The sequence below is a fragment of the Streptomyces sp. NPDC053560 genome, assembly GCF_044544605.1.
Lineage (GTDB): Bacteria > Actinomycetota > Actinomycetes > Streptomycetales > Streptomycetaceae > Streptomyces.
The window spans coordinates 244,815-264,420 of the sequence record NZ_JBITXI010000013.1 but is presented as its reverse complement, the minus strand read 5'-3'; the positions used below and the strand labels follow the sequence as shown (position 1 = coordinate 264,420).

Sequence of the window (19,606 nt, the reverse complement as noted above, 5' to 3'; positions counted from 1 at the left end):
GTGGGTCAGTGCAATGGACCTTCCGGTCGGTTGGTTGACACCGCCCGGTCGCTCCATTGTACTGTCTGGTCGTTCCACTGTTATAGTAAGGGATGTATCGTGATCGCTCTGCTGCTGGCCCTTGGCAGCTCCCTCGCCTACGGGTGCGCCGACTTCTTCGGCGGCCTCGGCGCCCGAAAAGCGCATGTGCTGCGGACCGTGTTGATCGCCGCCCCGGCGAGCCTGGTGGTCGAGCTGCTGCTGTGGCCGGTACTCGGCGCCTCCTTCAGCCCCGGCGCCCTCGGCTGGGGCGCCGCGTCCGGAGTCGCCTCGGCCACCGCGTTCGTCCTGCTCTACCGCACCCTGGCGATCGGCCCGATGAACGTGCTCTCGCCCGTGACCGCCCTGGTCTCCGCCGCACTGCCCGTCGGCGTGGGCCTGCTCCAGGGCGAGCATCTCGCCACCGCCGGGCTGATAGGCCTGCCGCTCGCGCTCGTCGCCGTCGTACTGGTCAGCGCCGGGCACGGTGCGGGCGCCGTGCGGCCCGCCCGTACGGCGCTGCTGCTGGCCTTCGGCGCGGGTGCCGCCATCGCCCTGCAGTTGGTCTGTCTGCACCAGGCGCCGTCCGACAGCGGGGTGGCTCCCCTGATCATCGGCCGGTCGGTCTCCTCGGCGGTCACCCTGGCCGCGGCCGGTGTGATGTACCGCAGGCTGGGCTCCGAACGGCCCGCGTACGCGATGTCGGCGGCCGCGGGTGTGCTGGACTCGGTGGCGAACCTCCTGTTCCTGCTCGCCGCCCGCAGCGGTGACCTCGCCGTCGTCGCCGTGATCACCGCCCTCTACCCGGCCGGCACGGTCCTGCTCGCCCGCGGTGTCCTCGCCGAACGCATCCACCGCGGCCAGCTGGTCGGCCTGGGCACCGCCGCCGTCGCCGTCAGCCTCCTGGCCCTGACCTGAGCCGATCCCATCCGCGGCTCACCCCAACCCGCCCCACCGAAAGCACCCCGCCCCTCAGCACAGACAGGAAACGGAAAGTCGCCCATGCCCGCCTTCCGCCTCTCCCCCACCGTCGCCGACGCCTTCCCCGACACCCTCATCGCACTGGTCACCGCCGCCGGACTGCGCGGCCACGAGCCCTGGCCGTACACCGCCAACGCGCTGGAGGAGCTGGAGCAGCAGCTCGCCGACGGCACCTGGCAGCCCGCCGACGAGACCGACCCCCGCATCGAGGCCTGGCACACCGCGTACCGCTTCTTCGGCACCAACCCCCGCCGCATCCGCCCCAGCGTCGACGCGCTCGGCCGCCGCCTGGCGAAGAAGGGCACGCTGCCGCGCATCAACGCGGCCGTCGATTCCTACAACGCCGTATCCGTCCGTCACGGCCTGCCGGCCGGCGCCTTCGACCTGGACCACGTCACCGGCGACGTCGACATCCGGTACGCGGACGGCACCGAATCCTTCACCCCGCTCGGCGAACCGGACACCGTCGAGCACCCCAAGTCCGGCGAGATCATCTATGCGGACGCCACCGGCGTTCTCACCCGCCACTGGAACCACCGCGACGCCCACCGCACCCGCGTCACCGAGGACTCCACGTACGTCGTCTTCGCCCTCGAAACGCTCCACGCACCCCGGGACGGCCACCACCTCAAGGCCGCAGCCGACGAGTTGCAGAACCTGCTCACCCCGCACACCGCCCGGACCACCGTGCACTACCTCAGCCCAGCACATCCCCAGGCCACCTTCTGAGGCCTCTCCGGCTACCAGGACTACAACGAGCATGCCGTACGGCTCGTACGGGACCAGCGCGAAGTCGTCGAACGGCTCCACCTCCCTTCGAGATGCTGCCCGACCCCACGCGGAGCCTGGCCGAGGCGCTGGGCCCGCTTCCCACGCCACCAGGGAGAGTCCATGTTCACCGGCCTGAGTGCCTTCCCGCTCACCCCGATCACCGACGACGGCATCGACGAGAAGGCGTTCACCGCGCTGGTCGGCCGGCTCGCCGCTGCCGGGGTCGACTCGATCGGGGCGCTGGGCTCCACCGGGTCGTACGCCTACCTCACCCGCGAGGAACGGGCCCGCGCCGCCCGCCTCGCCGTCGAACACGCCGAGCGGACCCCGGTCATCGTGGGGATCGGCGCGCTCCGTACTCGGCACGTGCTCGAAGCGGCCGAGGACGCGCAGAACGCGGGGGCCGCCGGCGTGCTGCTGGCGCCGATGTCGTACCAACGGCTCACCGAGGACGACGTGTTCGGGCTCTTCAAGGACGTGACAGCCAACCTCTCCGTGCCGGTGGTGGTCTACGACAACCCGGGCACGACCCACTTCACCTTCACCGACGAGCTGTACGCGCGGGTGGCGGAGCTCCCGCACGTGGCGTCCATCAAGATCCCCGGTGTGCCGGCCGACCCCGAGGCAGCGCACGCCCGCGTCCGGCAGCTGCGGCAGATCCTGCCCGAGACGGTGACCGTGGGGGTGAGCGGCGACGCCTTCGCGGCGACCGGACTGAATGCCGGCTGCGACGCCTGGTACTCGGTGATCGCAGGCACCTTCCCCGGGCCGGCCCTCGCCATCACACGGGCCGCGCAGGCCGGCGAGCCCGACCGGGCCCACGCGGAATCGCAGCGGCTGCAGCCGCTCTGGGACCTCTTCGCGCAACACGGCTCGCTGCGCGTCATCGCCGCCGCGGCCGCCCAGCTGGGCCTCACCGCGCCCGACAACCTTCCCCTGCCGCTACGCGGCCTGACCGCCGAAGACCGCGCACACGTCGCCGACGTGCTGCGACAGCTTGAGCTGCACACCTCAAACGCAGGGGCGGGCCAGTATTGGACGGACTGACCTACCTGATATCTGAAGGGAGCTCGATGAGCGACGACGCCGGCACCGCCACCACACCACCCCGCAAGCGCCGGGTGCCCGCCCACGAGCGGCTGCTCGACGCCGCGGCGCACCGTTTCTACGCGGACGGCGTGGTGGCAACGGGCATCGACACGATCACCGCCGAGGCGGGCGTGGCGAAGATGAGTGTGTACAACGACTTCGCCTCCGCGAATTCGGCGACGGCATCGGCGAGGTACTACCGCGGCCTCCCGGCGACAGTCCCAAGGAGCCGCTGAAGCAGGCGGTCGACCTGCTCGAGGCCAGTCGGGCAGGCAGCCGGCCAGGTGCCGGACCGGCCGTCGGGACGGGCGGCCGTTCTTCGCCGCGCAGCACGGCGAGGTGGGCCTCCCGAAGCCCGGCCGAGGGGTCGGCCCCCAGCTCGTCGGCGAGTCTGCCGCGTATGTCCTCGAACGCGGCCAGCGCGGGTGCCCCACAGGCCGTCGTTGAGCGCGTCGCACGAGACGCTGTCGCCCGCCGCCAGCGCCAGCCGTCCGAGCAACATGCGCGGCCTGGGGCCCCGGATGCCGACCGGCGTCCCGTCGTCGTCAAAGGCTCGAACCGGGCCGAGCACCGCTATCCGCATCCCCACCGGCCCAATATCCCGGACGTGCGACCCGCCCAGGGCGGTAGCGGCGCACTAGGGTGGACCGCCGGGATCTTCCCTCACCGCACGTCACACACCACACATCGCACACTCACGTGCCAAGGAGTCTCATGTCCGTCTTCGACATCAAAATCGATGCCCTCACCGGCGGCTCCGCCGACCTCGCCCAGTACGAGGGGTCGGCCGTGCTGATCGTCAACGTCGCGTCCCGATGCGGTCTGACCCCGCAGTACGCGGCCCTGGAACGGCTTCAGCAGGACTACGCTTCGCGTGGTTTCACCGTGCTGGGAGTCCCGTGCAACCAGTTCATGGGCCAGGAGCCGGGTACGCCCGAGGAGATCGCCACGTTCTGCTCCACCACGTACGGCACCACCTTCCCGATGACGCAGAAGACCGACGTGAACGGCGACGACCGGCACCCGCTCTACACCGAGCTCGTCGACACCGCCGACGCCGACGGCCACAGCGGTGACATCCGCTGGAACTTCGAGAAGTTCCTCATCGCCCCCGACGGCACCGTCGCCGCACGCTTCGCTCCGCAGACGGAGCCCGAGGCCGCCGAGGTCACTTCGGCCATCGAAGCCGTCCTCCCCCGCTGAAGACCACACCCGGGGCCCCGCCCGGATCAGCCCCGTGTCCTTCTCGGGTCAGCGAGCGGTTCCCCGGCCGGGGGCTGCCAGTAGGTCATCCAGTTCGGCTGTGAACAACAGGGCGGGGTCGAGGCCCATGTTGGCGAAGTGGCCGGCGAGTTCCAGGGACAGTACGCCGTGCAGCCGGGTCCAGAAGGCCAGGGCCCGGTGGAGGGCCGCGGGCGGGGCCGGGTGCTCGGCGGCCCAGTCCCGGTGGTCTTCCAGATGGGCGCTGAAGGACGAGGCCGGGGCGTCCGGTGCCGCCGTCGCGCACGCGTCGAGCAGCATGGTCATGATCTCGTCGGAGATGCCGGTGATGTCGTCGGGGGCGCGGTAGCCGGGGACGGGGGTGCCGTAGATGAGGAGATACCGCTGGGGGTCCGCCAGGGCCCAGTCGCGCAGGGCGTGCGCCAGTCCGGCCAGGTCGGCGCCGTCGGCGGAGGCCCGCGCAGGGTCTCGGCGAGGCTTCGGTAGGCCTCCCGGAAATCCCGCACCATGCCCGGCAGCCGCCGCGCTCGTGCACGCAGCGCCCTGTTCACCGTCCCGTTCGCAGCCGTCGGCCTACTCGGCACGGGTGCCGCACCGGCCGGCGCCACTGCCGCACATCCCGTCAAGTCCCTTACCTGCCGCGGGCAAGGCGTCGACCCCAACGCTCTCGTCCGCCACCGGACCGAGACCGTGATCCACGCACCGCTGCGCACGATCTGGAAGCTGCAGACCGACGTGGAGCGCTGGCCGTCCTGGCAGGACACGATCACAACCATGGAGCGCCTCGGCCACGGCCCGTTCCGGCAGGGTTCGGCGTTCCGGTGGACGACGCCGGTCCCGCCCAACCCCGCGACGCCGGCCACCAGCCTGGAGATCACCTCGACCGTCGAGCAGCTGAAGCGCCACTCCTGCATCCGCTGGACCGGACCCGCGGTCGGCGAAGGACTGCGCATCAACGGCGTCCACGTATGGAACTTCACCGAGGTCAAGGGCGGGGTCCACGTGAGCACCGAAGAGACCCACACCGGCGCCGAGGTCGAATCGGATGTTCCCACCGCGACCAGGATTCTGCGGCAGGGCCTCGAAGCGTGGCTTCGCGACCTCAAGGCGGTCGCCGAAGCGCCGAGGGGCACCCCATCCGTCCGAACAGCCCCGTAGGCATCACCTTGCGTCCTAGGATTCCGGTGATCTTCCTATCTTCCTACGCGACGTCCGCAAGGGGCTGGGTATGCGACTGGCAGGCAAGACGGCACTCATCACGGGAGCGGCGCGGGGCATAGGCCGTGCCACGGCGATCGCGTTCGCACGGGAGGGGGCGGATCTGGTGCTGCTCGATGTCGCCGAGGACGTGCCCGGCTGCCCGTATCCGCTGGGCACGAGGAGTCAGCTCTCGGCCACCGCCGAGGAGTGCCGTGTGGCGGGTGCCTCGGTGCTCGATGTCGTCGGTGACGTACGGGACGGTGCGGAGCTGCAGAGCACCGCGGACAAGGCGCTGGACCGTTTCGGTGCGATCGACGTGCTGGTGAACAACGCCGGTATCGCGGCGCCCTCGGGGCGGCCGGTGCACGAGATCGCCGAGGACGAGTGGAGTCTGATGCTGGACATCGACCTGTCCGGCTCCTGGCGGGCGATGCGGGCGGTGCTGCCGGCGATGGTGGCCCAGCGCTCGGGGAGCGTCATCAATGTCTCGTCGACAGCGGGCATGGTGGGGTACCGCTACTTCGCGGCGTACGTGGCCGCCAAGCACGGGCTGATCGGCCTCACGCGCGCGGCGGCGCTCGATTACGCGCCGCACGGCATCCGGGTGAACGCACTCTGCCCCGGCTCCGTGCGGGACGAACCGGCCCTGGAGGGGCGCATGCTGGTCGAGATCGCCCGTTGTCTCGACGTACCGGCCGCCGACCACGAGCGCACCTTCGTCACGGACCAGCCGATGAACCGCCTGGTGGAGGCCACCGATGTGGCGTCCACCGCGGTCTGGCTGGCCGGCGACGACTCCCGGCAGGTCACCGGGGCCGTGGTGCCGGTGGACGGGGGATTCACCGCTCGCTGACGGTGGGTTCACCACTCGCTGAGGGTGGATTCGCCGTGCGCCGAGGGCGCGTAGCGGTGGGCTGTCAGGGCCCCTCGGCGGCGCCGACACCCTGCTGTGCCACCGGCTGCGGTTCCGGCGCCGCGGTGGTCGTGGTGCGCAAAGCGCGGGAGCACAGGGCGGCCGCGCCGGTCGCGGTCATGGCTGCCGCGCACACCAGGACCGCCGTGGTTGCCGTGGTGAGCCGGGCCAGATTGCCGAGGACGTTGTTCATGGCGAGCAGGGACACGCTCTGCACCAAGGTGAGCAGCGCCTGCATCCGGGACAGATGCGAGTGCGGAGCGCTCATCAGCACGAGGGGGCCGATGTGCGAGGCGAACAGGCCCGTGCCGGCGCCGACCAGGAGGGCCGCGGGGATGGCCACGGCAGGTGAGACGACGAACGTGGCGGTGCCCGCCGCGGAGACCAGCATGCCCGCGGCGGCGGCCAGCCCGGGGCGCGGCAGGGTCCCGCGGACCATGACGAAGAGGCTGACGGCGAGGAGTCCCAGGCTCTGCACACCGAAGACGACTCCGGTCCGTCCCGCGCCCCAGCCCTGGTCCCGGGCGAGCAGTGGCAGCAACAGAGGGATGACGGGCAGCAGGAAACCTGCCACTCCGCCGGTGGCGATCAGCGCGGGCCGCAGGACGGGGTTCTTCCAGCCGACGGCGATCCCGTCCAGCGCGTCGTGCAGGAAGCTGCCGCTGCCCTTGGCCGGCGGGATGTCGTGGACCGGGCGGATGGCGATGACGATGACGAGGACCACCGTGAACGTGGCGGCGTTCAGCAGTGCGGTGCCGGTGAGCCCGCCGGTGGCGACCAGGAAGCCGCCCAGCGGGCCGGCGATGAAGGTGACCAGCTGGGCGCCGCCCTGACGCATCGCCAGCGCGCGCGGCAGCGACTCCTTGCCCACAAGGCGCAGCGGCATGGAGCCGGAGGCCGGGAGGTAGAAGGCATCGTTGATCCCCACCAGCACCCCGGCGACGACCAGCAGCCAGACGGCGGGCCCGGACTGATGGGCGAACACCGCGAGGGCGACCGTGCCGACGAGCATCACGCCGTCCCCGGCGATCATCACGCGCCGGGCGCCGAAGCGGTCCCCGACCGTTCCCCCGACGATGAGGAGCAGGACGCGGGGCAGGTTGATCGCGGTGAGCACCAGGCCGGCCACGGTGCCGCCGTGGGTGGCCGCCGCCCAGCCGAGGGCGAAGTACAGGACCGCGTCGCCGAGGATCGAGGTGAGTGCCCCCGAGAGCCAGACATAGTAGGAACGCGGCAGCGGGCTTGTGGCCCGGTCTTCGTTTCTGGTCACAGCAGCCGACCCTGCCACAACAGCCGCGCATCACAGGGGAAAAAGGCCATCACCGGCCTCAGGGGGCACAGTGGCGCAGGTCACTGTGAAGCGGGCTTGCCGCGGCGGGCGGAGGTTGATCCACTGTGGAGGCCCTTGTGGGCAACAGCCGTCTGTCCGGCCCCGCCTGAGCTGTGCAACCGGAGGGCATCATGTCGCGCGACGACACCTATGAAGACATCACTGCCTGGCTGCGCACGCGCCCGCGCAAGGCCGCCCTGCCGTACGCCGACCGGTCCCGTCCGCTGCTCGTGTCGAGTGCGCAGCGCCGGCTCTGGTTCGACCACCAACTGCGGTCCCAGAAGGCCACGGACGGCGGGACCGTCTACCACTCCACGCTGGCACTGCGGCTGCGCGAGAACATCGACGTCACGGCTCTGCGTGCGGCGTTGACGGCAGTGACCGGCCGGCACGAGGCGCTGCGCAGCCGCTTTTCCCTCACTCCGGAGGGCGAGCTGCGCCAGCTCGTGGACGACGCCGGGACGGTGGAGCTGCACATCGAGGATCTGACGGACGCGCCCGGCACGCGGCGGGCGCGGATGGCGGAGTTCTTCGCCGCGGAGTTCGACCTGGAGCGCGGGCCGTTGCTGCGGGCGGGACTGTTCAGCACCGCTCCGCGCGACCACGTGCTGTTACTGGTGATCCACCACATCGTGACCGACGGCTGGTCCATGGATCTGCTCCACCAGGAACTCGCCGAGCTGTACGAGGCACATGCGCGACAGCGCCCCGCCGAGCTTCGCGAACTGGCATACCAGTACGCGGACTTCGCTGCCTGGGAACGGTCGGATGCCGACGATGGTGCCTTGGCCGAGGATCTGGCGTACTGGCGGGAACAGCTCGCCGAGGTGCCGCAGGTGATCGACCTGCCGACCGACGTGCTCAGGACGGCCGAGCGCACCTACGCCGGTGGGTGCCATCGCTTCGCCGTCCCGCCGGCTGTCCTGTCACGGATCGAGCAGGTCGCCCGGGACTGCGAGGCCTCGACGTTCCAGGTGCTCCTCGCCGCCTACCAGTTGCTGCTGGCCCGCTGGACCGGACGGCCCGACCTGATCGTCGGCTCGGTGGCGGCCAACCGCCGTTCCGCGGCGACCGAGCCGATCGTCGGGCTCTTCGCCAACGTGCTTCCGGTGCGCGGGCACATCGACGAGTCGGAGTCGTTCGCCCGGCTGGCCGGCCGTACCCGGGACACCGTGCTGGACGCCTACGACCACCAGGGGGTGTCCTTCGACCGGATCGTCGAGGCGGTGGCACCGGCCCGCCAGGCCGGTCACAGCCCGCTCGTCCAGACGGTGTTCACACTGGCCGAGGCGGTGCCCGGAGCCGCGTCCGGGTGGGGCGAGCGCATGGAGTTCCGCGACACCACCCGTACCCAGTTCGACCTGTCCTTCGCCGCCGGTCCCGATGGTTCGGGGGGTCTGCTGGTCGACGCCCACTTCGCCGCCGACCTGTTGCCTCTCGACTCGGTCGAGCGGCTGGCCCGTCGCTTCGTGGCGCTGCTGGACGAGGTGTCGCGACGCCCGGACGAGCCGCTGTCGCGGTTCGCGACGGTCACCGCCGAGGAGGCCGCCGAGCTGGAGCGCTTCGCCACCGGCGCGCCCGGTACGGGACCCACCGCACCGACCGTGCTCGACCTCTTCGAGCGGCAGGTACGGGAGCGGCCGCACCGTGAAGCGGTGGCCGACGGCACGGTCCGGCTCTCGTACGCGGAGCTCGGGGCGGAGGTGGAGCGCATCGCCCGGCTGATCGCGTCCCGCGGGCTCGCCCCGGCCACGCCGGTGGGAGTGTGCCTGACGCGCTCGGCGTCCCAGGTCGCGGCCCTGCTCGGCGTACTGCGCGCCGGAGCCGTCTACCTCCCACTGGATCCCGCGTACCCGGCCGATCGCCTGACGTACCTGCTCCGGGACGCGGGCTGCCCGCTCGTCCTCACCGATGCCCACACGCCCGACCTCCCCCGGCCCGCACACGTCGACCTGCTGGACGTCTCCACCGCCGCCCCGGCCGACGCGCCCGCCGGGATCGCGCCCGTACGGCTAGGGCAGCCCGCCTACTTGATCTACACGTCCGGCTCCACCGGGCAGCCGAAGGGCGTCCTGGTGACGCACGAGGGCATCGGCAACTTCGTCTCCTGGTACGTCGACCACTACGGCCTCACCCCGGACGACCGACTCCCCCAGCTCGCAAGCCCCGGCTTCGATGCGAGCCTGCTGGACACACTGCCCGCGCTGGCGGCCGGGGCGGGGCTGACGGTCCTGCCGGACGAGGTCCGCCTCGATCCGGGCGGCCTGTGGTCGCGGCTGGAGGAAGCGGGCGTCACGGTGGCGTTCCTGACGACCCCGCTGTTCGCGGCAGCGGCGGCGGAGCCGCCCGCCGGGACCGGCCTGCGCGCCGTACAGACCGGTGGCGACAGCCTCGCCCATGTGCCGGCGGGCCTGCCGTTCACACTGGACAACCTCTACGGGCCCACCGAGTCGACCATCGCCGCCACCAGCGGCCGGCTGGAACCGGGACGGCCGGTGCACATCGGCGGTCCGCTCCGCGGCATGCGGGCACGGGTACTGGACGACCGGCTCCGGCCCGTTCCCGTGGGCACGCCGGGGGAACTGTTCCTCGCCGGCCCCGGCATCGCGCTGGGCTACCTCGGCCGCCCCGGACTCACCGCGACCCGCTTCCTGCCCGACCCCTGGGCAGCGGACGGCAGCAGGATCTACCGGACCGGTGACCGGGCGCGCCGGTGCGCCGACGGCCGGCTGGAGTACCTGGGCCGCACCGACGCACAGCTGAAGATCCGCGGCCACCGCATCGAACCCGGTGAGATCGAGGCGGTGCTGAGCGGCCACCCGGGCGTGCGGGAGGCCGCGGTGGAGCCGCGTACGGCCCCCGACGGCGAGGCCGCGCTGTGCGCCTACGTCAGCCTGCGCGCCGGCGTGGCCGTGGCGGCCGTCCGTGAGCATGCCGAGCGGGCGCTGCCTGCCTGGATGCGTCCGGCGGCCTACACCGTGCTGCCGGAGCTGCCGCTGACGGCCAACGGCAAGGTCGACCGCGCGGCCCTGCCGCAACCCGAATTCCGCACCGCCGCGGCCTACCGGCCGCCCTCCGGCCCGGTGCAGGAGCTGGTCGCCGAGGTGTGGCAGGAGGTGCTGGGGCTGGACCGGGTCGGCGCGGACGACGACTTCTTCCGCATCGGCGGCCATTCGCTGCTCGCAACGCGGGTACTGTCCCGGCTCTCCGACGCCACCGGCTGTCGACTGCCGCTCCGCGCCGTATTCGACCACCCGGTACTGGAAAGCCTCGCCCACGAAGTGGAGGAATCGGTGATCAGCGCGGCCATGGCGGCCGGGGAGGGGATCGACTAGGGCCCGCGAAGGACAGGTGCTTACGCGCGGAGCCGGACAACGGGGGCTTGATGTGGGCGCGAGCGACGGCAGCCGAGATCGCCGAATCCTGCGCCGAGCTGGACGACCCGTACGAGAACCAGGTCCTGGTGAAGCACGCCGGTGGCGTCGTCGGCCACGCGCCGATCAGATGGTGGCAGGAACGGGACGACACGTGGTGGTACCTGCACCGCGTCTACTTGCTGCGCGAAGCGGGTACCGGCGTGTCTTCAGCCTGGTGGAGCTGGAGCTGGCCGATCTCCGGCAGCTCCCCGACGGCAGGCCGCCGGCCGGCATCCGAGTCGGTGCCGTCGTTCCGGGCAGCTACCGCGCGACCTGGAAGACGGTCGTCGATTCGTACGCGGATGCCGCCCTCACAGAAGGGTGACGTTCGAGAGCTTCCTTGCCACGGCCGAGCCGGCCGAGCGTGCGGGCAGAGTCACGACGGACGGGACTTGGGCGGGCCCTGCTGCTGGACGGGTTGCGGTGTCTTCGCAAGCGCGGTGCGCAGACCGCTCGGTTGTACACCGGGACGGCGAATCCGCACCGGTCCTACGACCTCTACGAGAGTGGGGGGTTTCAGCGCCGGAACGAGTTCGTCCGCTACCGCAGGCCGATCGCGGGCTGATCCGATGCAGGTGCTTCGTAGACCGGGCGGGCGAGGAAGCGCTGCAGTGCCTCGGCGAGCGTCTCCTTGTCGTCCAGCCACGGGTAGTGGCCCGCTCCCGGCTGGACGAAGCTTTCGCCGTGCGGGAAGAGTGCCGCGAGTTTCGCCCCCGTGGCAGGGGTGGGGAACGGGTCCAGCTCTCCGGTCACCACCAGGACCGGCGTGGGCAGCTTCGCCGCTGCCGTCCTGATGCCGTCCGGGTCGACCGTGCTGCCGGCGTAGAAGCCCGCCGCCGCGGGCGGGGAGAGCTCGTGCGCCTCCGCCCGGGCGTGTGTTTCGGCGGCCTCGTCCCAGCGGCCGTAGAAGAACGGGGCCGCCCGCTCGCGGTGGGGAACGCTCTCCTCGATGGTGGCGGAGCCGGTCCATGCCTCCAGCGCACTGCGGGCGCCGGAGTACCACTCCTCGTGAGAACGCCGGGACAGGGCCTCCTCGAAGTCCTCGACGCCGATGCCGACGGCTCTCGTGCTCGGGCACATGAGGACCAGCCGTGCGACCCGCTCCGGGTGGCGGACCGCGTACAGCAGGGCGGTGTTGCCGGCCGACGAGTGGCCCAGCAGGTCGATGCGCTCCAGCTTCAGGTGCACGCGCAGCGCCTCGATGTCGTCCACGAGCCGCTCGAAACGGTACGAGTCGGGGTCGGCCGGTGCCTGGGACGCACCGGTCCCCCGGTTGTCCAGGATCACCGTGGAGCGCCGCCCCACCGCACCGGCGAGACCCGCGAGGTACGTGCCCGCACGGCCCGGTCCCCCGGGCACGAGGACCAGCGGTGGGCCGTCGCCGTGCACCTGGTAGGCGAGCCCGGTCCCGTCGGCTGCTGCGAACTCCGGCATGCTGCTGTCTTCCTCGCTGTGCGGTGTCGGGTGGTTCAGCCGTGCGGTGTCGGGCGGTTGTCAGGAACGGAGGTTGGTGGGCCGGATTGCTCCCGGCCCGACGGCCGGTCAGGCCTGCGCCGCCTCCGCCGCGAGCCGGTCCAGTTCGGTGGCGAGTGCGCCCACCGTCGGCTGGGCGTACAGCAGACGCATCCGCAGCCGCAGGCCGGTTTCCTTGCGCAGCAGCGACACCATCTGCGTGGCGACCAGTGAATGGCCGCCCAGCTCGAAGAAGTTGTCGTCCACCGTGCGCACGGGGCGTTCCAGGACCTTGCTCCAGATGTCAGCGACCAGCCGCTCGGAGGGGGTCTCCGGCGCCGCCCCGGACTCGGCCTCGTCGTCGGTGCTCTCCTCGACCAGCTGCACGAGGGCGGCCTCGTCGACCTTTCCGGTGGGGGTGAGCGGCAGCCGGTCCACGCGGACGAGGTGCGTGGGCACCATGAAGTCCGGCAGCTCGGCCTTCAGCACCGTACGCACCTGGGCCTGGAGGTCGTCGCCCGCCGTTTCGTCGGGGACGAGGGCCAGTCCGAGAGTGGGCGCGAGCGGGTCGGGCACGGTGAACACGGCCGCACTGCGCACGCCCGGTACGGCGGCGGCGCGCCGTTCGATGCCCGCCGGCTCCACGCGGAAGCCACGGACCTTGATCTGCTGGTCGGCCCGGCCGACGAACTCCACCGTCCGGTCGGCCCGTACCCGCACCAGGTCGCCGGTCCGGTACATCCGGCCACCGCCGTACGGGTCCGGCAGGAAGCGGGCGGCGGTCTGTCCGGGCAGGTTGCGGTAGCCGCGTCCGACGCCCTCCCCCGCGATGAACAGCTCGCCCGGGGTGCCCGCCGGGACGGGCTGGAGGTAGCGGTCCAGTACCCGGATCCGGTAATTGGGCAGCGGCCGCCCGATCGTGACCGGGTCGTCGCCCGCCTGGGAGTCGGCCCAGGTGGCGCAGATGGTCGTCTCGGTGGGGCCGTACGCGTTGAGGAAACGCCGGCCGTCCGACCAGCGGTCGACGAGCGCCTTCGGGCACGCTTCACCAGCGACGATCACGGTCTTCGGCCCGGTCCCCGCTGCCGGCTTCGGGCGTGCTGCCAGCAGCGACGGCGTCGTGGTGACCAGGTCGGCCCAGCCGCCGAAGACACCGTCCGCGTCGTCCAGCGGGTCGGCGAGGACGACGCCCCGCCCGTGGGCGAGCGGCAGGAGCGTGGACCACAGCCAGCCGTCGAACGCGGGGGCCAGCACGTTCGCGCCGAGCCCGTCCTCCGGCGGGGTCAGCCCGGCCAGTGCGGTGACGAGGTTGGCGACGTTGCGGTAGGTGATGCCGACACCCTTGGGCTCGCCGGTCGTACCGGACGTGTAGATGGTGTAGGCGAGCGCGTCGGGAAGGTGACGGGCCGGCCGCGCTTCGGTGTGGTCGGAGAGCGCCGGGGACGCCGGGTCGACCACCGGAAGGCGTTCACCGGCCAGGGGCGAGGCGGCGTCGGCGACCAGTACGGAGACGTCGGCGTCGCGGACGATGCCGCTGAGGCGTTCCTGGGGGTGCGTGGGGTCGAGCGGTACAAAGGCCGCGCCCGTCTTCCACACCGCGAGCAGGGCCGTGACCAGGTGGCGGGAGCGGCCCAGGTGGACGCCGACCGACCGCTCGGGGCCCGCGCCGTGTTCGCGGAGCGCGGCCGCCAGTACGTTCGCGCGCCGGTCCAGCTCGCCGAAGTCGTAGTCACCGTCGGGGGCGCGCACCGCGAGGCGGTCCGGGGTACGGAGCGCGGTCTCGGCCACGAGGGCGGCCACGTTCAGGTCCGTGTCGTAGGTGACGGCGGGGCCGTCGAGCACCGACTCGTCCGGAGTGTGCCCGGTCAGGCGGGCCATCGGGGTGTCCGGTTCGGCGACGAGTGCGGTCAGGGTCGCGAGGTAGTCGGCGGCGAGCTGCCGGGCGGTTTCGGCGTCGAACAGGTCGCTGTCGTAGACGAGTTCGCCGTGCAGCTCGTCGCCTTCCGGAGCGACGGCGAGGACGAGGTCGTATCGGCTTGAGCGGCCGGTGACCTGGTGGGGTTCCATGGCCAGCCCCGGCAGCCGGCGTCCCGGCGCGGCGGAGTTGTTCAGCGAGAAAGCGACCTGGACCAGGGGGTTGGCCGCGGTGGAGCGCTCCGGGGCGAGCAGCTGCACCAGGTGGTCGAAGGGCACGTCCTGGTGCTCCATGGCGGAGAGCACCGTCTCCCGTACCTGCCCCAGCAGGTCGCCGAAGGAGCGTTGCGGATCGGTCCGGACCCGCAGGGGAAGCGTGTTCACGAAGAAGCCGATGAGCGGTTCGAGCTCGGACAGTGCCCGCCCCGCCACCGGGCTGCCGACCACCAGGTCGTGCCGGCCGGAGCGGCGGGAGAGCAGGACGCAGTACGCGGCCAGCAACGTCATGAACGGCGTGGCCTTTTCGCGTGCGCTCAGCTCTTGCACGGCCCGTACCGTCGCGGCGTCCACCCGCAGGGGCGTCCAGCCGGCCCGGTGGCTGCTCAGGGCCGGGCGGGGGCGGTCGGTGGGCAGGTCGAGCACCGTGGGCGCACCGTCCAGGGCGCGCAGCCAGTGGTCGATGCCGGGCTGCAGGGCACCGTTGTCCAATCGAGCGCGCTGCCATGCGGCGAAATCGGGGTACTGCACGCGCAGTTCGGGCAGCTCCGGGTCGGTGTCCTCGTGCAGTGCGGCGTATCCGGCGGTGAGTTCGCCCAGCAGTACGTCGGCGGACCAGTCGTCCATCACCAGGTGCGGGACGACCAGCAGCAGCACGTGCTCGTCGGGCGCGAGCCGGAACAGCCGGGCCCGCAGCAGACGCCCCTCGGTCCAGTCGAAGGGCTCGTACGCCGCGGCCTCGATCAGCGTCGCCGCATCGCCCTCGTCGGAGGCGGAGCCGGCTGCGTCGGTCACCGTACGGTCGAAGACATACGGTTCACCGACCGTCTGCAGCAGGTCCGAGCCGTCCTCGTGGAATGCGGTGCGCAGTGCCTCGTGGCGTCGTACCAGCAGGTCGAGCGCTCCGAACAGGGCCGGCACGTCGAGTTCGCCGGTGAGCCGCCAGGCGAACGGGATGTTGCGATCGCCGGTGACCTCTTCCGCCTGGTCCTGGAACCAGAGTCTGCGCTGCCCGGAGGACGTGCGCAGAGGGCCGGAACGGTCGGCGGCGGGGATGGCGGGGCCGTCGCCCGGCCCGCGCCGGTCCGCGAGCCAGCGCTGCAGAAGCCGCGTCCGGGCGTCCGTGTCGCCGGCCGGTTGCTGGGACGAGCTCATGCGGATCCTCTTCCCCTGGGTGGTGCGGAAACGAAACCGGAGTCCCGGACTGGTGCGCTCGGAGCCGAACCGACTTTCCGGAGCAGCAGGAACTTGCCGGAGAATGCGCTGCCCCGGCGGGCCGCCTGCGGAAACGCCAGATCGGGGGCGGAGCACCCCGCAGATTATGCCGGGCGTAGAGGACATACAAGACTAGTCATCCCCCGACTCGATGATGATACTGAGCCCCAGCGCTCACAAACTGAGCTTGTGACACTTCCGTCCGCCCATAAGGCGGCCGGGAGTTGCGGGGGAAGGGTAGCTTCATCTTGACTGACCAACCGCCGGCATCGCCGGGCGACCTCCTTCAGACGTGGCTGGACCACACGGAGGACGCACCACCCACCGCTGTCGTGCCGCTCGCGGACCGGACCGCGCCCTTGCGTGCCTCACACGCCCAGCAGGGCATGTGGCTGGCCCACGAGGTCGCCGGGGACGACGACCGCGCGCTGACGGCCCCGCACGGCTACCGGCTCACCGGTCCCCTCGACGTGGACGCCCTGGCGGCGGCGTTCGGCGCCGTACTCGCCCGGCACGAGGTTCTGCGTACCCGCTTCGTTCTGGATCAGGGGCAGTTACGCCAGGCCATCGCCGCCCCGAGCGCCTTCTCCCTCGTTCCGGATGAGGTCGCCGACGAGTCCGAACTGGCCGAGGCCCGGCGCGCCTTCACCCGGGAACCGTTCGACCTGGCACGCGACCCGCTGCTGCGGGCCCGGCTGCTCCGCCTCGCACCGGACGACCACGTACTGGTCGCGGTCTTCCACCACATCGCCAACGACGGCTGGTCGATGGACATCTTCCACCGCGAGCTGGCGGCGCTCTACGCCGCGGCGGTGAGCCTGCCCTCGGTCACCGACCCCGACGTCCTCGCGGACGTCGCCGAGCTCCCCGAACTGGCCGTCCAGTACCCGGATTACGCCGCGTGGCAGCGCGCGCTCGCCGACGACGAGGGTGAGCACAAGGCCGCGCTGGACCACTGGCGTGAGCGGCTCTCCGGCGCTCCCGCCCTGCTCAGCCTGCCCACCGATCGGCCGCGTCCGCCGTTCCGCTCCAGCATCGGCGGCCGGGTCGAGCACGCGGTGCCGCGCGCCACCTCAGCGGCGGTCGCGGACCTGGCCCTCGCGCAGGGCACGACGCGTTTCGCCGTGCAGTTCGCCGCCTTCCAGGCGCTGCTCGCTGCCTGGTCCGGCCAGTACGACCTGGTCACGGGCATCACCACCGCGAACCGTGCGCTGCCCGAGACGGAGCCGCTGATCGGGTTCTTCGTCAACGTCCTGCCGATCCGGGCCGCATGCGCTCCCGACGAACCCTTCACGGAGTTCCTGGCCCGGACCGGACGCGGCCTCATCGACGCCTACAAGCACGATGACCTGCCGTTCGAGCTGCTGCTGGAGAAACTGGACCTGCCGCGCTCCGCCGGCCACAATCCGCTCGTCCAGGTCACGGTCGCCTCCCATCAGGAACTCACCACGCCCCTGGCACTGCCCGGCGTGACCGTCGAGCATCTGCCGGCGGAGGACCTGGACGTGCAGGAGGACCTGACCCTCTATCTGACCTCCGGCGACCAGGACGTACGGGTCCATCTGGCCTTTCGTACGGACCTGTTCGACCGGTCCACGATCGACGAGCTGGGCCGGGCGTATCTGCGGCTCCTCGACACGGCCGCCGCGCACCCCAACCGCACTCTGCGGGAGCTGACGGACGAGGCCGCCGTACCGGGCGCGACGCACCGCACCGGCGAGCCCGTTCCCGGGACCGCAGCCGAGGCAGGTGCGGGTACCGCCCCCAAGGGCCCGGTGGAGGAGCTGGTCGCCGAGGTCTGGAGCGAGCTGCTCGGCTCCGGTCCACTGCACCGCGAGGCCAACTTCTTCCTGTGCGGCGGCACTTCGCTCACGGCGACCCGGGTCGCCAACCGCCTCTCGGAGGAGACCGGGCTCCGCGTCCCGGTCCGTACGATCTTCAAGCACAGCGGACTCGCGGCGTTGGCGGAGCACCTGACCGCACTCATCCGAGAAACGGCCGCCGGTCCACCGGCGGACGGTCCCCGGACAGCAGCGGGTCCGGGAGCCGGCGCGTGAGCGCGCCGCCCGGCGAGGCGGCGGAGAGCAGGCAGGAACAGCGGTGGCTGTGGGACACCCGTCCCCGTACCGCGGCGGCCACCGCCACCCTTGTCCTCCTGCCGCACTCCGGCGGCTCCGCGCAGGGTTACGGCGACTGGGCACGCTGGCTCCCCAGCGACGTACGCGTGGTCGCCGCGCAGTACCCCGGGCGCGGGGCGCGCTACGGCCAGCCGCCCGCCACCGACATCGCGGCCCTGGCGGACCCGCTCGCTGAGGTACTGGCCGGGCTGGACACCCCGGTCCATGTCTTCGGCCACAGCCTGGGCGCGCTGGTCGGCTTCGAGGTGTGCTGGCGGTTGCAGCGTGCCGGCCGCCCGGCCGCCGCGTTCCACCCGTCCGCCGCGGCGGCGGCACATGTGCACCGCGCAGCATCAACGTCCCCCGCCGAGCTCACCGACGACGAACTCCTGGCGCTGCTCAAGGAGCGGGGCGGGGTGCCGGACGACATCTTCCTGGAGCCCGACCTGATGGATCTCGTCATGGACGCCTGCCGCACGGACATGGCCGTCACCGACAGCTACTCCTACGGCGACGCGCACCGGCGGCTGGACTGCCCGGTCGTCGCCTTCGGCGGCGACCGTGACTCGGCCGTCCCCGTCGAGCGGCTGGAGCGCTGGCGGGAGCTGGCCACCGGCACGTGCGAGATCCATGTCCTTTCCGGTGGCCACTTCTACCTCCACGACCACATGGCCACCGTCACGGCGGTGGTGCGTCAGCACCTGAAGGAGCGGAGACCCCTCTGATGAAGCCCGACGCCCTCGCCCCCACCGGCCTGCCGGTCCGGCTGGACCCCGGCAAGCCCCCTGTGCTGACCACGCCCTCGCTGGACGATGCCGACGCGGCGCGCGCCTGGCTGGCCGAGCACCGCACGGCGATCCGTGCGGAGCTGCTGCGGCACGGGCAGCTGCTCCTCCGCGGGCTGCCGATGCGCCGGCCGGAGGAGTTCGCCCGGCTGCGGGACGTGCTGGTCCAGGAGCGGGCCGCGTACCGGGAGAAGGCCACGCCCCGCAGCTCCTACGGCGAGGACGTGTACTCCTCCACCGACCTGCCGCGCCAGCAGGCCATCCACCTGCACAACGAGAACAGCTACACACTGGACTTCCCCGGCCTGCTGCTGTTCGGCTGCCTCCAGGCCCCCGACGAGGGCGGCGCCACCACCGTGGCCGACGTACGTGAGGTCCTCGCCGCCCTGCCGGCGCCGCTCGTCGAGCGCTTCCGGACGCACGGATGGCTGCTGACGCGCCACTACCACGAGCACGTCGGACTCCCGTGGCCCACGGCCTTCGCCACCGACCGCCGCGAGGACGTCGAGGAGTACTGCGCGCGCAACCTGATCGGCTGCGAGTGGGTGGGCGAGTCTGCGCTGCGCACCGCTCAGCGCCGGTCGGCCCTGGTCCGCCACCCGGTGACCGGGGAAGAGGTGTGGTTCAACCACGCCGCGTTCTGGAGCCGCTGGTCCCTGGACGAGGAGGTCCTCGACGTACTGGAGATGACGTACGGCGAGGACGCCCTGCCGTTCGACACGGCATTCGGGGACGGCACCGCACTGACCGAGGACGACGTCCACACGCTCAACGCGGCCTACGAGGCGGCCACCCGCCGCGAGCGCTGGCAGGTGGGCGACCTGATGCTCGTCGACAACGTGCTGTCCGCCCATGGACGCGACGCCTACGAAGGCGAGCGGAAGATCCTCGTCGCCATGGGAGAGCCCGTCGCGCTCGACTCGTGCGCACCGACCGTGCCGCCCACGCCCCACGCCGTCGCCTGAACG

Annotated in this window: 14 protein-coding genes and 3 pseudogenes; 12 read left to right on the top strand and 5 right to left on the bottom strand. The window is 71.9% G+C overall.

The genetic code is table 11. The features are described from left to right. Window positions 1-99 precede the first annotated feature (99 nt). The 4 genes and pseudogenes from ACIGQF_RS29595 to ACIGQF_RS29580 all read left to right on the top strand — a co-directional run. Complete coding sequence (locus tag ACIGQF_RS29595) at window positions 100-936, top strand: EamA family transporter (protein ID WP_399716350.1); 837 nt, start codon at window positions 100-102, stop codon at window positions 934-936. 84 nt (window positions 937-1,020) lie between these two features. After that, complete coding sequence (locus tag ACIGQF_RS29590; protein WP_399716347.1) at window positions 1,021-1,728, top strand: B3/4 domain-containing protein; 708 nt, start codon at window positions 1,021-1,023, stop codon at window positions 1,726-1,728. Between the two features lie 162 nt (window positions 1,729-1,890). Next, window positions 1,891-2,817: a dihydrodipicolinate synthase family protein gene (locus ACIGQF_RS29585; RefSeq protein ID WP_399716345.1), complete on the top strand. Its 927-nt coding sequence runs from the start codon at window positions 1,891-1,893 to the stop codon at window positions 2,815-2,817. A 26-nt stretch (window positions 2,818-2,843) separates the two neighbouring features. Continuing rightward, window positions 2,844-3,026: pseudogene (locus ACIGQF_RS29580) on the top strand (TetR/AcrR family transcriptional regulator); the annotation flags it as partial. On the opposite strand, the gene ACIGQF_RS29575 reads toward ACIGQF_RS29580, so the two are convergent. Beyond that, window positions 2,974-3,408, bottom strand: a complete 435-nt coding sequence (locus ACIGQF_RS29575) for a BTAD domain-containing putative transcriptional regulator (protein ID WP_399716342.1) — start codon at window positions 3,406-3,408, stop codon at window positions 2,974-2,976. The pseudogene ACIGQF_RS29580 and the gene ACIGQF_RS29575 sit on opposite strands and share 53 nt — an antisense overlap. A gap of 165 nt (window positions 3,409-3,573) precedes the next feature. Between ACIGQF_RS29575 and ACIGQF_RS29570 the strand changes: the two genes are divergently transcribed. Beyond that, window positions 3,574-4,062 (top strand): glutathione peroxidase, encoded by a 489-nt coding sequence (locus ACIGQF_RS29570; RefSeq protein ID WP_399716339.1) that lies wholly within the window; start codon window positions 3,574-3,576, stop codon window positions 4,060-4,062. 48 nt (window positions 4,063-4,110) lie between these two features. On the opposite strand, the pseudogene ACIGQF_RS29565 reads toward ACIGQF_RS29570, so the two are convergent. Beyond that, window positions 4,111-4,574: pseudogene (locus ACIGQF_RS29565) on the bottom strand (TetR-like C-terminal domain-containing protein); the annotation flags it as partial. A 13-nt stretch (window positions 4,575-4,587) separates the two neighbouring features. Between ACIGQF_RS29565 and ACIGQF_RS29560 the strand changes: the two are divergent. Further along, the gene (locus ACIGQF_RS29560; RefSeq protein ID WP_399716337.1) at window positions 4,588-5,238 is read left to right on the top strand and encodes an SRPBCC family protein; all 651 of its coding nucleotides are present in this window, start codon (window positions 4,588-4,590) and stop codon (window positions 5,236-5,238) included. A 70-nt stretch (window positions 5,239-5,308) separates the two neighbouring features. After that, window positions 5,309-6,133, top strand: a complete 825-nt coding sequence (locus tag ACIGQF_RS29555) for an SDR family oxidoreductase (RefSeq protein WP_399716333.1) — start codon at window positions 5,309-5,311, stop codon at window positions 6,131-6,133. Between the two features lie 64 nt (window positions 6,134-6,197). Here the strand turns inward: ACIGQF_RS29555 and ACIGQF_RS29550 are convergent, their stop codons facing one another. Further along, complete coding sequence (locus ACIGQF_RS29550; RefSeq protein ID WP_399716330.1) at window positions 6,198-7,463, bottom strand: MFS transporter; 1,266 nt, start codon at window positions 7,461-7,463, stop codon at window positions 6,198-6,200. 191 nt (window positions 7,464-7,654) lie between these two features. Here ACIGQF_RS29550 and ACIGQF_RS29545 point away from each other — a divergent pair, with 191 nt between their 5' ends. Then, the gene (locus tag ACIGQF_RS29545; protein WP_399716328.1) at window positions 7,655-10,858 is read left to right on the top strand and encodes an amino acid adenylation domain-containing protein; all 3,204 of its coding nucleotides are present in this window, start codon (window positions 7,655-7,657) and stop codon (window positions 10,856-10,858) included. Beyond that, a pseudogene (locus tag ACIGQF_RS29540) lies at window positions 10,813-11,504 on the top strand (GNAT family N-acetyltransferase). Before ACIGQF_RS29545 ends, ACIGQF_RS29540 begins: the two are co-directional and overlap by 46 nt. Here ACIGQF_RS29540 and ACIGQF_RS29535 read toward each other — a convergent pair. Beyond that, window positions 11,480-12,373, bottom strand: a complete 894-nt coding sequence (locus tag ACIGQF_RS29535) for an alpha/beta fold hydrolase (RefSeq protein WP_399716327.1) — start codon at window positions 12,371-12,373, stop codon at window positions 11,480-11,482. The pseudogene ACIGQF_RS29540 and the gene ACIGQF_RS29535 overlap by 25 nt on opposite strands. Before the next feature lie 108 nt (window positions 12,374-12,481). After that, window positions 12,482-15,676: an amino acid adenylation domain-containing protein gene (locus ACIGQF_RS29530; protein WP_399716325.1), complete on the bottom strand. Its 3,195-nt coding sequence runs from the start codon at window positions 15,674-15,676 to the stop codon at window positions 12,482-12,484. A gap of 308 nt (window positions 15,677-15,984) precedes the next feature. Between ACIGQF_RS29530 and ACIGQF_RS29525 the strand changes: the two genes are divergently transcribed. Genes ACIGQF_RS29525 through ACIGQF_RS29515 form a run of 3 tightly spaced genes read left to right on the top strand, consistent with a single transcriptional unit; the run spans window position 15,985 to window position 19,603 of the window. Then, entirely contained in the window at window positions 15,985-17,793 is a 1,809-nt protein-coding gene (locus ACIGQF_RS29525; protein WP_399716322.1) for a condensation domain-containing protein, read from the top strand. After that, window positions 17,790-18,578, top strand: coding sequence for a thioesterase II family protein (locus tag ACIGQF_RS29520; protein WP_399716320.1), 789 nt, complete (start codon window positions 17,790-17,792; stop codon window positions 18,576-18,578). Before ACIGQF_RS29525 ends, ACIGQF_RS29520 begins: the two co-directional genes overlap by 4 nt. Further along, window positions 18,578-19,603, top strand: a complete 1,026-nt coding sequence (locus tag ACIGQF_RS29515; protein WP_399716317.1) for a TauD/TfdA family dioxygenase — start codon at window positions 18,578-18,580, stop codon at window positions 19,601-19,603. Before ACIGQF_RS29520 ends, ACIGQF_RS29515 begins: the two co-directional genes overlap by 1 nt. Window positions 19,604-19,606: the final 3 nt, after the last annotated feature.

Coding starts and splice junctions, on each gene's coding strand:
- ACIGQF_RS29560 (WP_399716337.1), top strand. CDS start 4,588: ATGCCCGGCAGCCGCCGCGCTCGTGCACGCAGCGCCCTGTTCACCGTC.
- ACIGQF_RS29535 (WP_399716327.1), bottom strand. CDS start 12,373: ATGCCGGAGTTCGCAGCAGCCGACGGGACCGGGCTCGCCTACCAGGTG.
- ACIGQF_RS29585 (WP_399716345.1), top strand. CDS start 1,891: ATGTTCACCGGCCTGAGTGCCTTCCCGCTCACCCCGATCACCGACGAC.
- ACIGQF_RS29555 (WP_399716333.1), top strand. CDS start 5,309: ATGCGACTGGCAGGCAAGACGGCACTCATCACGGGAGCGGCGCGGGGC.
- ACIGQF_RS29515 (WP_399716317.1), top strand. CDS start 18,578: ATGAAGCCCGACGCCCTCGCCCCCACCGGCCTGCCGGTCCGGCTGGAC.
- ACIGQF_RS29570 (WP_399716339.1), top strand. CDS start 3,574: ATGTCCGTCTTCGACATCAAAATCGATGCCCTCACCGGCGGCTCCGCC.
- ACIGQF_RS29590 (WP_399716347.1), top strand. CDS start 1,021: ATGCCCGCCTTCCGCCTCTCCCCCACCGTCGCCGACGCCTTCCCCGAC.
- ACIGQF_RS29530 (WP_399716325.1), bottom strand. CDS start 15,676: ATGAGCTCGTCCCAGCAACCGGCCGGCGACACGGACGCCCGGACGCGG.
- ACIGQF_RS29545 (WP_399716328.1), top strand. CDS start 7,655: ATGTCGCGCGACGACACCTATGAAGACATCACTGCCTGGCTGCGCACG.